This is a genomic window from Pedobacter riviphilus (genome assembly GCF_014692875.1).
GTDB classification, from domain to species: domain Bacteria; phylum Bacteroidota; class Bacteroidia; order Sphingobacteriales; family Sphingobacteriaceae; genus Pedobacter; species Pedobacter riviphilus.
In genome coordinates, this window is sequence record NZ_CP061171.1 from 3,459,944 (window position 1) to 3,474,897 (window position 14,954).

General features: G+C 37.2%; 14 protein-coding genes. 12 read left to right on the forward strand and 2 right to left on the reverse strand.

Annotated features, from left to right (window positions below; translation table 11 throughout):
- Positions 1-45 precede the first annotated feature (45 nt).
- Together gpmI and H9N25_RS14120 are read left to right on the forward strand one after the other, a co-directional pair.
- Positions 46-1,569 carry a 2,3-bisphosphoglycerate-independent phosphoglycerate mutase gene (gene gpmI, locus H9N25_RS14115; RefSeq protein WP_190326321.1) on the forward strand — a complete coding sequence of 508 codons (1,524 nt, stop codon included), beginning with the start codon at positions 46-48 and terminating at the stop codon, positions 1,567-1,569.
- Positions 1,569-2,099 carry a hypothetical protein gene (locus H9N25_RS14120; protein ID WP_190326322.1) on the forward strand — a complete coding sequence of 177 codons (531 nt, stop codon included), beginning with the start codon at positions 1,569-1,571 and terminating at the stop codon, positions 2,097-2,099. Before gpmI ends, H9N25_RS14120 begins: the two co-directional genes overlap by 1 nt.
- A 52-nt stretch (positions 2,100-2,151) precedes the next feature.
- Here H9N25_RS14120 and H9N25_RS14125 read toward each other — a convergent pair whose 3' ends face one another.
- Positions 2,152-2,772 carry a tetratricopeptide repeat protein gene (locus tag H9N25_RS14125; protein ID WP_190326323.1) on the reverse strand — a complete coding sequence of 207 codons (621 nt, stop codon included), beginning with the start codon at positions 2,770-2,772 and terminating at the stop codon, positions 2,152-2,154.
- A 317-nt stretch (positions 2,773-3,089) separates the two neighbouring features.
- Between H9N25_RS14125 and lon the strand changes: the two genes are divergently transcribed.
- From lon to H9N25_RS14140, 4 genes are all read left to right on the forward strand, one after another.
- A complete protein-coding gene (gene lon / locus H9N25_RS14130) occupies positions 3,090-5,561 on the forward strand; it encodes an endopeptidase La (RefSeq protein WP_167295389.1) in 2,472 nt (823 codons plus the stop codon).
- An 83-nt stretch (positions 5,562-5,644) separates the two neighbouring features.
- The gene (locus tag H9N25_RS25115) at positions 5,645-6,004 is read left to right on the forward strand and encodes a lipid A-modifier LpxR family protein (RefSeq protein WP_255524466.1); all 360 of its coding nucleotides are present in this window, start codon (positions 5,645-5,647) and stop codon (positions 6,002-6,004) included.
- Between the two features lie 2 nt (positions 6,005-6,006).
- Positions 6,007-6,594 (forward strand): lipid A-modifier LpxR family protein, encoded by a 588-nt coding sequence (locus H9N25_RS25120; protein ID WP_255524467.1) that lies wholly within the window; start codon positions 6,007-6,009, stop codon positions 6,592-6,594.
- Between the two features lie 47 nt (positions 6,595-6,641).
- Complete coding sequence (locus H9N25_RS14140) at positions 6,642-7,157, forward strand: L,D-transpeptidase family protein (protein ID WP_190326324.1); 516 nt, start codon at positions 6,642-6,644, stop codon at positions 7,155-7,157.
- Here H9N25_RS14140 and arfB read toward each other — a convergent pair whose 3' ends face one another.
- Complete coding sequence (gene arfB, locus H9N25_RS14145; protein ID WP_190326325.1) at positions 7,158-7,568, reverse strand: alternative ribosome rescue aminoacyl-tRNA hydrolase ArfB; 411 nt, start codon at positions 7,566-7,568, stop codon at positions 7,158-7,160.
- Positions 7,569-7,642: 74 nt separating this feature from the next.
- Between arfB and cmk the strand changes: the two genes are divergently transcribed.
- The 6 genes from cmk (at position 7,643) to rpsA (ending at position 14,469) form a co-directional block, all read left to right on the forward strand.
- Positions 7,643-8,323 carry a (d)CMP kinase gene (gene cmk, locus H9N25_RS14150; RefSeq protein ID WP_190326326.1) on the forward strand — a complete coding sequence of 227 codons (681 nt, stop codon included), beginning with the start codon at positions 7,643-7,645 and terminating at the stop codon, positions 8,321-8,323.
- A gap of 261 nt (positions 8,324-8,584) precedes the next feature.
- Positions 8,585-9,415, forward strand: a complete 831-nt coding sequence (locus H9N25_RS14155; protein WP_190326327.1) for a 3-keto-disaccharide hydrolase — start codon at positions 8,585-8,587, stop codon at positions 9,413-9,415.
- A 60-nt stretch (positions 9,416-9,475) separates the two neighbouring features.
- On the forward strand, positions 9,476-10,114 hold the full coding sequence (locus H9N25_RS14160) for a TPM domain-containing protein (RefSeq protein ID WP_190326328.1): 639 nt from the start codon (positions 9,476-9,478) through the stop codon (positions 10,112-10,114).
- Positions 10,099-10,977 carry a hypothetical protein gene (locus H9N25_RS14165; RefSeq protein ID WP_190326329.1) on the forward strand — a complete coding sequence of 293 codons (879 nt, stop codon included), beginning with the start codon at positions 10,099-10,101 and terminating at the stop codon, positions 10,975-10,977. The genes H9N25_RS14160 and H9N25_RS14165 overlap by 16 nt, the downstream gene beginning before the upstream one ends.
- A gap of 127 nt (positions 10,978-11,104) precedes the next feature.
- Positions 11,105-12,085 (forward strand): SH3 domain-containing protein, encoded by a 981-nt coding sequence (locus H9N25_RS14170; RefSeq protein ID WP_190326330.1) that lies wholly within the window; start codon positions 11,105-11,107, stop codon positions 12,083-12,085.
- Positions 12,086-12,534: 449 nt separating this feature from the next.
- On the forward strand, positions 12,535-14,469 hold the full coding sequence (gene rpsA, locus H9N25_RS14175) for a 30S ribosomal protein S1 (RefSeq protein ID WP_039482263.1): 1,935 nt from the start codon (positions 12,535-12,537) through the stop codon (positions 14,467-14,469).
- Positions 14,470-14,954: the final 485 nt, after the last annotated feature.

Sequence of the window (14,954 nt, forward strand, 5' to 3'; positions counted from 1 at the left end):
TAAACGAAAATGTTTTAATGTATATCAAAAAATTTTACACTAAAAATGGTAAACAATAAAAAACTCGCACTTATAATTCTAGATGGTTGGGGCTACGGAAAACAAGATAATTCTGATGCAGCATATGCCGCCAATACTCCTTTTTTCGATTCTTTATTACAGAAATACCCAAATTCTAAGCTTGAAGCATCTGGTGAAGCAGTAGGTTTACCAGCCGGACAGATGGGAAATTCTGAAGTTGGACACATGAACCTAGGTGCAGGTCGGGTAGTTTACCAAGAGCTCGGACGAATCAACAAATCGATTGCCGACAGAGAATTGCACAGCAACCCGGTTTTGGTAAGCGCATTTGATTATGCTAAGCAGCATAACAAAGCCGTTCATTTTATCGGCCTCGTCTCAAACGGTGGTGTACATGCCCACATCGAACATTTAAAAGCTTTATGCGATGCCGCAAATGAAGCTAATGTGCCAAACACTTTTATTCATGCTTTTTTAGATGGCCGTGATACTGATCCAAATTCTGGTCTGGGTTTTATTACCGATCTGGAAAATCATATCCAAAATACCAATGCTAAATTGGCTACCATGGTTGGCCGTTATTATGCAATGGACCGTGATAACCGCTGGGAGCGTGTGAAGCAAGCTTATGATGTAATGGTAAATGGCATTGGCGAAAAAACCCAGGATGCTTTGGCAGCAATAAAAAAATCCTACGCTGATGGCATTACAGATGAGTTCTTAAAACCAATAGTATTAACACAGGCTAATGGAGCTCCTGTTGCCACCATACAAAATGATGATGTGGTTATCTGTTTTAATTTCCGTACGGATAGAGGCCGTGAAATTACTACTGCATTAACGCAAAAAGATTTCCCTGAACAGCAAATGCATAAACTGCCATTGTATTATGTTACCATGACTACTTATGATGAGAGCTTTGAAAAGGTAAATGTAATTTTTACCAAGGATGATTTAACCCAAACCATTGGAGAGGTATTGGCCAATAACAATAAAAATCAGATCCGTATTGCTGAAACCGAAAAATACCCTCACGTAACTTTCTTCTTCTCTGGCGGCAGGGAAGCTGAATTTAAAAACGAAAAACGCCTTTTAATCCCTTCTCCGAAAGTAGCAACCTACGATCTTCAACCCGAAATGAGTGCTGCAGGAATTACAGATGCTATTACCAAAGAAATGGAAACAGGATGGGCTGATTTTATTTGCTTAAACTTTGCCAATCCAGATATGGTTGGCCATACAGGTGTTTTTGAGGCCGTGGTAAAAGCGGTAGAAACTGCAGATAAATGTGCAGAAACCGTAGTAAAAAAGGGTCTGGAGCATGGCTATTCGTTTATTCTCTTGGCTGATCACGGAAACTCCGAATTTATGATCAATGGTGATGGATCTGCCAATACTGCACATACCACCAACTTGGTTCCTTGTATTTTAATTGATAAGGACTATAAAACCATTGCCGATGGTAAACTAGGCGACATTGCCCCTACCATTCTAAAAATATTAGGCGTGGCTATTCCAGCAGAAATGACAGGAAATGTTTTAGTATAATGATTAAAAAACTTTATATCCTGGTATTTGCTTTGGCGTTGTTTTCCTGCAACCAGCGAAAAGAAGCTGAAGCAAATACTGGTTTACGCTATTTCGATATAAAAGGATATTTCGGAAAGGAAATTTTGCGCTTACAAAAGCTAAACCCTATTGTAAATAAAACCGTTAGTGTAAATGGGGCAGCTGAAAGCAAAACGTCTAAAATCGCTGACTGGGCAAAAGAGTTAGCCATTTTCGTTAATGCCGACATTAATAAAATATCGTGGAAAGGAAGTTTTAAAATAAAAGAACAGAACGGAGTAGATATTTATACTTCCGATCATAAAAAAATCCCTATTAAAAAGGTTTCTATTACCTGGAAAGGCCAGAAAGCAGGCAAAATAGAGATCATCATCGATAATAAAAATATCTTATATCGATCTCAGGATACTTTAACTTACTATCCGGATAGCTTATACACAATCAAAAAACAACAGAAAATTAGATTGCTAAAGGGCAAAAAGTATTCAGTTATTGGAAAACTGAAATAAAAAAATGGGACTCGAAATATTCAAGTCCCATTTTTATTTAAAGGCTGTATTTTTATTTTAGGCTTGCAATCTGTGCTTTATCGTAGGTTACCCAATCGATAATGTCTTTTCTTAACGGCTGTAAGGTTAATACTTTTTGAAAATCAGCGATAGAGTTATTGAACAAAGCTACGCAAGCTACTTTTTCTTCTTTTTTCTTTGCTTTAAAAGACCTGAAAATTGCATAATCTTTGTAAGCTAAGCCACGGTTCTGAAACATTTGCGCATCTTCATCACCATTAATTTCAATGGCTTTTGTAAAATCTTTGAGAGATGCCAAATAAAAATTTTCGCGCATGCTATTTAACGATTCTTTAGGATCGTTAGCAATTTTTAACCTTGCTATACCACGATAATAATAGGCAGAAACCTCTGTAGGTTTAATGGTTAACAATCGGCTGTAAGTAGCAATACATTTCTCATATTCTCGATTTTGGAAGTAAGAATATCCGAGCATCTGAAGTACGGTTGCATTATCAGGAGTTTTAGCATCAGCTTTTTCTAATTGTATAGCGGCAGTTTTATAATCACCTTTCATAATAGCCTGCATGCTTCTATCGTAATTACTTTGTGCGAAACTACTAGTTGATGTAAAAATAATTAATCCTAAAATCGCCTTTTTAAAATAGTTCATGTATGAGTAATAAGTTTAACAAATTTAACGCCTAACCAAATTTATAGGAGAAATTTTTTGCAATATAATCCTATTCTGATAATTTAAAAGTTTTTAATTTTCTTTCATTCAAAACCAAATGCCCTAAACATTAGCTTAAACGCTAAAATATGCTTTATATGATATTGACGAAAATATTTATATTACTCTGCCTTTTTAACATAAGATTAATATTATTTTCACTTTGGCACAAGAGTTGAATTTATTAACTTAATACCAAAATTAAATAAAGTGAATACGATTAAACTGCCAGTTTGTCGTTAGCGGAAAATGTGATAATGAGTAAACAAGATATATTTGATTTCCATACAGCAATGCCAATTATAAATGAGGATACCGAATTTTTTCCCTTAATGTCTCAACAGGACGAGGAGGAAATGAATAATGAGGAAACGCCCGAAACGTTGGCCATATTGCCTTTGCGAAACACCGTTTTATTTCCAGGCGTAGTTATTCCTATTACGGTTGGAAGAGATAAATCCATTAAATTAATTAAAGAAGCTTACAAAGGAAATAAGATTATTGGGGTTGTTTCTCAAAAAGATGTTTCTATCGAAGATCCTACTTTTGAGCAGCTTAACACGGTTGGTACTGTGGCAAACATCATTAAGCTGTTACAGATGCCTGATGGAAATACCACCGTAATTATACAGGGTAAACAACGTTTCAGCTTAATTGAAGAGGTACAGAACGAACCTTATATCAAAGCTGTTGTTAAAAAATTCGAAGAACAAAAGCACAAAGCAGATAAAGAGTTTAAAACATTAATCGCTTCTATACGCGAGATGTCTGCGCAGATTATCCAGCTTTCACCAAATATTCCGAGCGAAGCCAGTATTGCACTAAAAAACATCGAGAGCAATTCATTTTTGATCAATTTCATTTCGTCAAATATGAATGCCGAAATGGCCGATAAGCAAAAAATCCTTGAAATGGATAAATTGCAGGAAAGAGCACAAAAAGTAATGGAACTTTTAATGGTCGAATTGCAGATGCTAGAGCTGCGAAACCAGATCCAGTCTAAAGTACGTACCGACCTTGATAAGCAACAGCGCGATTATTTCTTAAACCAGCAGTTAAAAACCATCCAGGAAGAATTGGGCGGTAACTCTGCCGATTTAGAGTTTGATGCTTTACAGGAAAGGGCTAAAAAGAAAAAATGGACGCAGACTGTTGCTGATCATTTTGATAAGGAACTAGATAAGTTGGGTAGAATGAACCCTGCTGCTCCTGATTACTCTGTTCAGTTAAATTATTTAGAACTCCTTTTAGATTTACCCTGGAGCGAGTTTACTAAAGACAATTTCGACCTAAAAAGAGCACAGCGTATCTTAGATAAAGATCATTTTGGTTTAGAAAAAGTTAAGCAGCGTATTATCGAATACTTAGCCGTATTAAAATTAAAGCGCAATATGAAAGCGCCGATTTTATGTTTGGTAGGCCCTCCGGGAGTTGGTAAAACATCTTTAGGAAAATCGATTGCGAAAGCATTAGGTCGCAAATATGTACGTATGGCTTTAGGTGGTATCCGCGATGAAGCCGAAATCCGTGGTCACCGTAAAACTTACATAGGTGCCATGCCGGGCCGTATCATTTCGTCTATTAAAAAAGCTGGAGCAGATAACCCTGTTTTTGTTTTGGATGAGATTGATAAAGTGGGAACCGACCATCGTGGTGATCCATCATCCGCTTTGCTGGAGGTTTTAGACCCTGAGCAGAACAATGCTTTTTACGATCACTATGTAGAGGTAGATTACGATTTATCAAACATCTTATTCATTGCCACAGCAAACTCTTTAAGTACAATACAGCCTGCTTTGTTAGACCGTATGGAGATTATTGAGGTGAACGGATATACTATTGAAGAAAAAATAGAGATTGCAAAAAAATACCTGTTGCCAAAACAGAAAGAAAACCATGGTTTGCAGGCCAAAGATATTGCGCTTAAACCTGCCCTAATCGAAAAAGTAATCGAAGATTATACAAGAGAATCGGGCGTACGTGGTTTAGAGAAAAAAATTGGCTCTTTGGTGCGTGGTGTGGCTACAAAAATTGCAATGGAAGAGGCCTACGATGCAAACTTAAGCAATGAAGATATTGAGCGTATTTTAGGTGCCCCGATTTATGATAAAGACTTATACGAGGGCAATGAAGTGGCTGGAGTGGTAACAGGCTTAGCCTGGACAAGTGTTGGAGGTGATATTTTATTTATCGAATCGAGCTTAAGTCCGGGGAAAGGAAAATTAACCTTAACCGGTAACCTGGGTGATGTAATGAAAGAATCGGCAGTAATTGCATTGGCTTATTTACGTGCGCACGCAGCTGAATTTGATATAGACTATACTTTATTTGATAACTGGGATGTTCACGTTCACGTGCCTGCAGGTGCTACGCCAAAAGACGGACCTTCGGCCGGGGTAACGATGCTTACCGCCTTAACGTCGGCATTTACACAACGTAAGGTAAAACAGCATTTAGCTATGACTGGTGAGATTACCTTACGCGGAAAAGTACTTCCTGTTGGCGGGATTAAAGAAAAAATTCTTGCAGCAAAAAGGGCAAACATTAAAGAAATTATCCTTTGCAAAAGCAACCGTAAAGATATTTTAGAAATTAAAGAAAGTTATATCAAGGATTTAAAATTCCATTATGTAACGGAAATGAGCGAAGTAATTGAATTGGCCTTAACCAAGAATAAGGTTAAAAAGCCTTTAGATTTAAGTGTTAAAATTGCACCGATTGTAAACTAATTGCTAATTCTTTTGGATTAACAATTGAAAATCCAATTACAATAAATACTTTTATAGCCTAGGTAAATTGCCTGGGCTTTTTTATGAGATCATTTTTATTCACTATAGGTTTTTGTTTGGCTGTTTCAACCAGTTTTTCTCAATCATTTAAAAACGAATTCGGTTTTAAAACCGAAAACGATGCTTATTTGGCCACATTAAACGATAGATATTATACTAACGGATTATTCATCTACTTCCGCCATGCTATTAATACCGAAAAACTATCTGATAAAATAGAGAAAAAGACCTACGAAATTTCTGCCGGACAAAAAATGTATACGCCTTATTGGGGGCAGGTACCTAACAAAGAAGATCAGGACAGGCCTTTTGCAGGTTATCTTTATGCAGGTGGTGCATACTCTATTTTCTATAAAAATGAGACTGTTTTAAAACCAGTGTAGAATTGGGAACGGTAGGCCCCAACTCGCTTGCTCAAGCGGCACAACGTTTTCTACATAAAACAGTGGGTTTTTATACGCCTGCAGGTTGGGATTACCAGATCAAAAATGAACTGGCTATAAACCTTGCTGCCAACTACAGTAAACTACTTTTTAGGCCTGAAGACCCTATTGTGGACATCAGTGCACAGGGTTATGCTAATTTAGGAACAACTTTTTCGGGTTTGGGTGCATCAGTGCTTTTTAGAGCCGGTAAATTAAATCAATTGTTCAACAGTGCCTATCATAACGCGGTAATCGGAAATTCAAAAACAAAAAGCTTAAACAATTCAGAGTTTTTCTTTTATGTAAAACCACAATTAAACTTTGTTGCTTACGATGCCACCATACAGGGAAGCCTTTTTAATGATAACAGTCCATTAACTTTTGGGGTAAAACCGATTGTTTTTGAGCAACAGTTTGGTGTAAATTATAGCTCAAAAAGGTTTACTGCAGATTTCAATATCATTTTTAAAACCAAAGAAGTTAAAAGCGTGGCTAAGGCACAGAATTACGGTGGTTTGAGTTTGTATTATCGGTTTGGGAAGAGTTAGAATAATCGGTTAACTGTTTAAATTGGTTAATTGAAAATTTTCAGTGTATGAAAAAAGCAATCCTTTTTACCATTTTGTTCTTTATTGCCTGTGCTGTAATTTACAATTTATACCCTGAAAAGAAATTACCTTTAAATACCGAAATCGATTATATCATTGTTAAAAAGTCAAATAGACAATTACTGGCTTATTCAAAGCAGAAATTGATTAAAACTTATCAGATTTCTTTGGGCGACAGCCCAGTTGGACATAAAGCGTATGAAGGTGATGAAAAAACGCCCGAAGGCCTGTACACCATCAACGCCAAAAACGCATTTAGTGGCTACCATAAAAATCTTGGGGTTTCTTACCCTAACTCAAAAGATATTGCACACGCAAAACTTTTGGGAAAACCCGTGGGTGGCGATATTAAAATACATGGCATCAGAAACAATTTCGGTTTTATCGGCAAATTTCAAAGATTTTCTGACTGGACCAATGGTTGTATGGCATTAACCAATAGTGAAGTTGATGAGCTATATGCTACCGTAAAAATTGGGACTAAAATTGAAATCAGACCCTGATTAATCTATTGAAGGTTTTTTACGACTTTCTTTCCGGTTTGCGGTAACAGCTTTATTTTTCAACCTCTTCTCGATAATACCTTTAGGGATTTTGGTTGGCTTTCTTTTTTTCTGAACAATCAATGCTTTTTTCAGCAAATCGATCAGTTTTGCAATCGTTCTCTCTTTATTTAGCAGCTGGCTCCTGTCTTCCTGGGCAACAATATGGAGCAAGCCTTCGCTATCTAAACGATGCTGCAGTTTTTCTTTGAGCAATACTTTTTCTTCATCAGTAAAATATGCAAAGGTTTCAATATTAAAAACCAACTCTACCTTACTCGAAACTTTGTTTACGTTTTGCCCGCCTTTACCTCCGCTACGTGAGGTTTTAAAAATGGCTGATCGTAAAATTTCTTCTCTGGCAGGTAACATGCGGCAAAAGTATAAAGAATATCGATTTAAAAAAAGTTAGCAAACCCATTGGCTTTTTTTACCTTTGTAGCAGAATGAAGAAAAACTTGGTTATAGCTATTGATGGCTATTCATCTTGCGGAAAAAGCACCTTGGCAAAGGCATTGGCTAAAAAATTAGGTTTTATTTATGTTGATAGCGGGGCAATGTACCGGGCTGTTACTTTATATTTTTTACGGAACCATATCGATATTACCGACGATGCTAAAGTTGAAGATGCTTTACAACACATCGAACTAAATTTCCATTCGCGCGATTACGAATCGCACATTACCCTTAACGGTGAAGAGGTTTCAGATGAAATCCGTTTAATGCCTGTTTCTGAAAATGTAAGTGAAGTTTCAGCACATAAAATTGTCCGCCATGAAATGGTGAAACAACAGCAGCGTATGGGTAAATCCAAAAATATTGTAATGGATGGGCGCGACATCGGCACTACTGTTTTCCCTGATGCACCTGTGAAATTCTTTATGACTGCTGATCCGAAAATAAGGGCTGAACGTAGGTTTAAGGAACTGGAAAGCAAAGGCAATAACGAAACCACTTTAGAAGAAGTTTTCGAAAACCTTGCGCACCGTGACTATGCCGATACTACTAGAAAAGAAAGTCCACTGGTTAGAGCTGATGACGCCATTATTTTAGATAATACCGATCTTACACAGGAGGAACAATTGGATTTTGCATTGGAAAGAGTGCAACCGTTTTTGATTCATTAGTTCATTGGTCAGTGCTCATCATAGTTGATGATTAATGGCTGTATCCGTCGTTGCGAGGCACGAAGCAATCTTGAAACGAAAGCTTGGTTAATTGTTTAAATTGATAACCGGATCCAAGCTATTGGCTACAAGACTATCAACCACGAACTATCTGGCTATTCACCATAAACTTCGGACTCCCGAGTGAAGACTCCCGACTTCCCTACCGTTTCCTCAGATAGAAAAAAATTCATATTTTTAGCACCTAACCCAAATGTTACTATGAAATTAAAATCAATTTACCTTGTTGTATTATTTTTATCGATTACGATCCTCAACGCCAGGGCCCAAAAAGGCTGGATCAATCTCTTTAACGGGAAAGATTTAAAAGATTGGAACATTAAAATTTCCAAACACGAATACAAAGAAAATTATGCCAATACTTTCCGCGTAGAAAATGGTGTAATGAAAGTGAGTTATGATGGATACAAAGAATTTAACCAACAATACGGACATATTTTCTATAAAAAACCGTTTTCGGCTTACCTATTAAAAGTAACCTATCGTTTTGTCGGCGATCAGGCTAAAGGTGGTGAAGGTTGGGCAACCAGAAATAGCGGTGCCATGTTACATTGCCAAGACCCGGCAACAATGTTGAAAGATCAGGATTTCCCGATTTCTATTGAAGGGCAGATTCTTGGTGGTGATGGTGAGCACGAACGCCATACCAGTAACGTATGTACGCCAGGAACACTGATTAATTATAATGGCAAACTATTTACACCTCATTGCTTAGATTCTAAATCGAAAACTTATGCTGGCGACCAATGGGTAACCGCAGAATTTTTAGTGTTAGGCGATTCTGTTATCAAACACATCATAGCCGGTGAAGTGGTTTTAGAATATACTAAGCCTCAAATTGGTGGAGGTAATGTTTCGAATTTCGACCCGAAAGTTAAAATAGATGGTAAACCATTAACATCAGGTTATATTTCGCTTCAAAGCGAAAGCCACCCGATAGAATTTAAAACAGTAAAGCTTTATGATCTGGAAGCGTACATGAAAGACAAAGCAAAACTGGATAAGGTATTGGCTAAAATATTAAAAGAGTAAACTAAATCGGCATCTGTTTGTTAAATGATGACGCAATAATTTTACACCTAAATTAATACAATGCTCAAAACCCATTTAATCAAACACTTTGCGCTTTTACTTTTCCTTTTCCTGACCAATTTTGCAATTGCGCAAACGGCTTATCATGTACAAGATATTCCCGATCCAAAAAACAACGGTGGTGGCTATGTTAGCGATCCTGACGGCATTTTGGGAAGCAGTACTGTTTCTGATTTAAATAACACCATTGCCCAGTTCGAACATAAAACCAACGTTCAGGTGGCAGTGGTGATTGTTAACGATTTCGACCATGATAAAGAAGATTTCGACTTTGCTTATGAGCTGTTTAATACCTGGGGAATTGGTTCAAAAACCAGCAATAATGGTTTGCTGCTATTTATTTCAAAAGATCGGCGAAAATACCGATTCATTACCGGAACGGGAATTGAAGGTGTATTGCCGGATGTAAAGCTTAAACATATTGCCGAGCAGAACCTCCTCCCAGCTTTCAGGCAAAATGATTTCAGCACTGAGATAACAAATACCATTAATGCCATTGGTGTAATTATTTTAAACCCTGAACATAAATCAGAGCTCAATCAGTTTTTCACCCAACACGAAAGCAATAGTTCACTCGAAAATTTTTGGCTTCCTACGGGAATTATCCTACTGGCATTTTGGGGGTGTTCAAAATTGTAAACAGACAAGCCAAAAATGGTTTAAATCTAAAAGGCTTTGACAAGAACAAAAATAGCTATGATGCCACCATAGCTAAAGGCTGTGGAGTGGCCTTCTTTATTGTATTCGTTTCTATTTTTATCTTTATCTTTACTGGTGCTTTTGAGCTGTTCGAAAAGATAAAATTAGCACACATCCCCTACATTCTTTTTACTATCCTGGCCATATTGCTTTTCTTTCGTTACCTTTTCTATTTGTCGGCATTAAGAAAAGCACACCAGGACGACAAAAATTTCTTTGATGCTGTTGTGGCTTTCCACAAAAAGAACTGGTGGTTAGTTCTTTTCTCTCCTATAATTTTAATTGCAATTATACTCCACCTCATCAAACGCGTTAAAACGATTGATCGTTTCAAGCCAGTTTTGGATAGTAAAAACAACCCGATGATCCGAGTAGATCGCGATATCAATATAGAAGGGAAACCATTTTTAACTGCAGGGCAACGTAAAGAAGAAGTTGTTTTAGCTTATGATTATGATATCTGGGAAAGCACAGACCATAAAGAACATATTATTAAGGCATGGCCAGCGGAAAAATACAATAGTTATACAGAATGCCCCGAATGCGCTTTTAGAACCTACGAACTGAACAAAAGCGTAACAGTTAAACAAGCCACTTACAGTCATGAAGGCCAGGCGAAGCTAGTAAACGAATGTAGCTTCTGTAAAAAAACAGAGTTTATAAAATGGATAACATTGGCCATGCTGGTCGAATCTAGTTCGTCATCAAGTTCCTCTTCATCCGGCAGCAGCTCATCATCTTCATCGAGCAGTAGCTGGGGCGGCGGCAGTAGCAGCGGTGGTGGTACTGGTGGAAGCTGGTAGTTGTCTTTTTTCAATCTTATCCCCACCTATTAAAAGTATTTTCTAATTTTGAAACACTTAGCACGGTGTTTGCTTATAGCGTGTTTGCAATTACCTATTAAAAACTGTTTCGCAGAACCCAATACTTATGACTAGAATTTTCTTCCTCCTCATCGCTCTTTCTATTTTTGCTAACCGTTTAAATGCGCAAGAATTGTATCGGGTTAAAGCCGACAAATTGCGCGTAAGGGAAAGTAGTGATCCGAAAAGTAAGGTTATTGGAAATATTGCTCAAAATGAAAACATTACGGTTTTAGATGCAAACAATGCCAAGTTTTACAAAGTAAAGTTTAAAAACCGCGAAGGATGGGTAAGCAAAGATTTCGTAGAAAAAATTGCATCAACTCCTAAACCATCAACTCCTCAGGCAAATGCTGCACAGCCCACCACTACCCCTCAAACGGCACCAAGCACCGACATGTATCGTGTAACTGCCAACGATTTGCGCGTAAGGCAACAAGCTGATCCGAAAAGCAAAATTGTTGGATATTTACCTAAAAATGAGAATGTTGCCGTTATCGATTCATCAAACACAAGCTTTTACAAAGTTAAGGTTACTAATGGAGAAGGATGGGTAAGTAAAGAATTTTTGGTTAGAATTTCTCCTGTAAAAACTGCAGCCGAAAAAACAAGCATTGCCGCATCGGTACCTCAGGAAAACAAAGATTATACGAACATCATCTTTTTTGTAGTTGTGGCCTTAATACTGATTACCATATTGTACTTTTCAATTAAATATGCGAGTGGCAATAAATTTTTGATCGGTTTTTCTGTGGTGGTAATCTTGATAATCGGATATTTCTGCTACATTACTTTTATACAGGCGAAAGTGGTAACAGGCACCTTTGCCAGCAACGAAGATATACAGTACAAGACCTTTAATTTTAAATCGAAAGATTCGGTAACGGTTACCGATGCCTATACTGATTCTATTTTCACCTCAAAATACGTTATCGAAGGCGATATGATCAAACTTTATGATCAGCAAAATACGATTATGCTATTAATCAGAGATGATGCAACATTAATTGGTGAAGGTTTTACAAGAGGCACTTTTACGAAAAAATAGAAGTTTATCATTTTAGATACTGAAATAAATTCAGCATGACGACGCGCTTTATTTCTATTCGTCAGTCTGAACTTGTTTCAGAATCTTTTTTAAAAGGTATGGATCGTCCTTCTATAGGCTACCATTGACAGGTCCTTATAAAAAGGTCGTCAGCTGACGGCTCTTCGGAATAGCCCGGAGCGTAGTGAGGGCTATAAGCGATAGCAGGACTGCTGCTCCCGATGAAATACGGAGCGCTCATTTTCAAATAATTAGAAAAATCAACCTGTAAACCGGTACCTCTCTGCATTTAGATTCTGATCCCGATTGGAGGATCGGGACAGGATGACGGACCACAATATTCTAATCAGCTAAAAATCAGCAAGATTTATTAAAAAAATCTTTTCTATTAATTAAAAAAGTTTTACCTTTGCAGTCCCTAAATAGGGAAAAAAGGAGATAATTAATTAATGGCTAAAAAACAAGTAGCAGAAAAAGAATTAGCAGCAAAAACAGCTGAACTTCAGGGAGAAGGCGGACGTCTAACTGAAAAAGAAACTATTGAATCAGAAGCTGATTCAGTTTCGATCGAATCGATCAAATCATCATTAGCAACACCAAGCGAAGATTTCGACTGGGATGCAGATGAAAAAGTTTTTGGTAACTACAATGAGGCAGACCGTAAAAAGTTTGAAGATATGTATGCCGGAACATTCAACCAGATCACTAAAGGTGAAATCATCAGCGGTATCGTTGTTTCAATCAACAACAAAGACGTAGTATTAAACGTAGGTTTCAAATCAGACGGTTTAGTTTCTACTTCTGAGTTCCGTGATACACCAGATCTAAAAATCGGCGATTCAGTTGACGTATTCGTTGAAGCACCAGAAGATGCTAACGGTCAATTGATCCTTTCTCGCAAAAGAGCTAAAACCCAAAGATCATGGGAAGCAATTAACGAGGCTCTTGAAAATGATAGAATCATCAACGGTTTCGTTAAGAGCCGTACTAAAGGTGGTTTAATTGTTGATATCATGGGCGTTGAGGCTTTCTTACCAGGATCTCAAATTGATATTAAACCTATCCGCGATTACGATGTATACGTGGGTAAAACAATGGAATTCAAAGTTGTTAAAATTAACCATGAGTTTAAAAACGTAGTTGTTTCTCATAAAGTGTTAATTGAAGACGATTTAGAAAGCCAAAAAGTAGAGATCGTTTCTAAATTAGAAAAAGGTCAGGTACTTGAAGGTACTGTTAAAAACATTACTGATTTCGGTGTGTTCATCGATTTAGGTGGTGTTGACGGTTTACTTCACATTACTGATATTTCTTGGGGCCGCATAGAGCATCCGAAAGAAGTATTATCATTAGATGAAAAAATCAACGTGGTTGTTTTAGATTTCGATGATGAGAAAAAACGTATCGCTTTAGGCTTGAAACAATTAACTCCACATCCTTGGGAGAACTTAAGTGCCGATATCCAAGTTGGTTCTAAAGTAAAAGGAAAAATCGTAACTGTTGCAGATTATGGTGCTTTCTTAGAAATCATCCCAGGTGTTGAAGGTTTAATCCACGTTTCTGAAATGAGCTGGTCACAAAACTTAAGAAATCCACAAGAATTCTTAAAAGTTGGTGATGAGATCGAAGCTGAAGTTTTAACTTTAGACAGAGACGAGCGCAAAATGAGCTTAGGTATTAAACAATTATCTAACGATCCATGGCAAGAAGTTGCGGCTAAATTCCCAGTTGGAAGCAAGCACAAAGCAACTGTTAAAAACATGACTAACTTCGGTGTTTTTGTTGAAATCGAAGAAGGTATTGATGGTTTAATCCACATTTCTGATTTATCTTGGTCTAAAAAAGTAAACCACCCTAACGAATTCACTAAAGTTGGTGATGTATTAGACGTTGTTGTTTTAGAACTTGATGTTGATAACCGTAAATTAAGCTTAGGTCACAAACAATTAGAAGAAAACCCTTGGGATACTTTCGAAACGATCTTCACTTTAGATTCGGTTCACCAAGGTACAGTTGTTAAAGTAACTGATAAAGGTGCTGTTATTGCTTTACCTTATGGTGTAGAAGGTTTCGTACCAACTAAACACATGGTTAAAGAAGATGGTACATCAGTTAAAGCTGAAGAAACCAATGACTTCAAAATCATTGAATTCAACAAAGAAGCAAAACGTATCGTAGTATCTCACGCCCGTATTTGGGAAGAGGTTAAAGCTGAAGCTGTAGCAGAAGAAAGAAATGCTAAGAAAAAAGAAGCTAAAGCTGCTGTAACTGCGGTTAAAAAAGTTAAAGATTCTGTAGAGAAATCTACTTTAGGAGACTTAGACGTATTAGCTCAATTGAAATCGCAATTAGAAGGCGAAGAAAGCAAAGCTAAAAAAGGCTAGTTCTTTTTAACTGATAAATTAAATCCCGATAACTTTCGTTATCGGGATTTTTTTTGGCTATTTTTTGCCACCTATCTTATTATTCAGCCAAGGAAACACGGAATGCACGTACCTCCTCCATGAATCGTCATTGCTGAGGCTGGGATTGAGCGAGCCGAAACAATCTTTTTCACTTTTCTTTTTATCTGAGACAAAATTTACATCCTGAGCTTACATTTTCTCAAATATCTTATATGGTAAATCATAATTAGAAAACGAAAGCAAGTGCCTGTCGGTAACTCCTGCCCCGCTATTCGTTCAATCTTTTTGCAACATCTGTTGTACATTGGCCAAAGGCAGTTATTTATCGGTTACATCTGCTTCGTACCTCAGTATGACAGGATATTCGCGTTTGCTACAAACAAAAAGGATTTCACTGCTATCTGGTTTATGTAACATCAGTAATTCGTTCTACCGCCCTATTCCCACCAATCCGCCAATAATGA

Bases quoted from the DNA above. Each gene is read 5' to 3' on its own strand.
- gpmI (WP_190326321.1), top strand. From the start codon at position 46: ATGGTAAACAATAAAAAACTCGCACTTATAATTCTAGATGGTTGGGGC.
- H9N25_RS14120 (WP_190326322.1), top strand. From the start codon at position 1,569: ATGATTAAAAAACTTTATATCCTGGTATTTGCTTTGGCGTTGTTTTCC.
- H9N25_RS14125 (WP_190326323.1), bottom strand. From the start codon at position 2,772: ATGAACTATTTTAAAAAGGCGATTTTAGGATTAATTATTTTTACATCA.
- lon (WP_167295389.1), top strand. From the start codon at position 3,090: ATGAGTAAACAAGATATATTTGATTTCCATACAGCAATGCCAATTATA.
- H9N25_RS25115 (WP_255524466.1), top strand. From the start codon at position 5,645: ATGAGATCATTTTTATTCACTATAGGTTTTTGTTTGGCTGTTTCAACC.
- H9N25_RS14140 (WP_190326324.1), top strand. From the start codon at position 6,642: ATGAAAAAAGCAATCCTTTTTACCATTTTGTTCTTTATTGCCTGTGCT.
- arfB (WP_190326325.1), bottom strand. From the start codon at position 7,568: ATGTTACCTGCCAGAGAAGAAATTTTACGATCAGCCATTTTTAAAACC.
- cmk (WP_190326326.1), top strand. From the start codon at position 7,643: ATGAAGAAAAACTTGGTTATAGCTATTGATGGCTATTCATCTTGCGGA.
- H9N25_RS14155 (WP_190326327.1), top strand. From the start codon at position 8,585: ATGAAATTAAAATCAATTTACCTTGTTGTATTATTTTTATCGATTACG.
- H9N25_RS14160 (WP_190326328.1), top strand. From the start codon at position 9,476: ATGCTCAAAACCCATTTAATCAAACACTTTGCGCTTTTACTTTTCCTT.
- H9N25_RS14170 (WP_190326330.1), top strand. From the start codon at position 11,105: ATGACTAGAATTTTCTTCCTCCTCATCGCTCTTTCTATTTTTGCTAAC.
- rpsA (WP_039482263.1), top strand. From the start codon at position 12,535: ATGGCTAAAAAACAAGTAGCAGAAAAAGAATTAGCAGCAAAAACAGCT.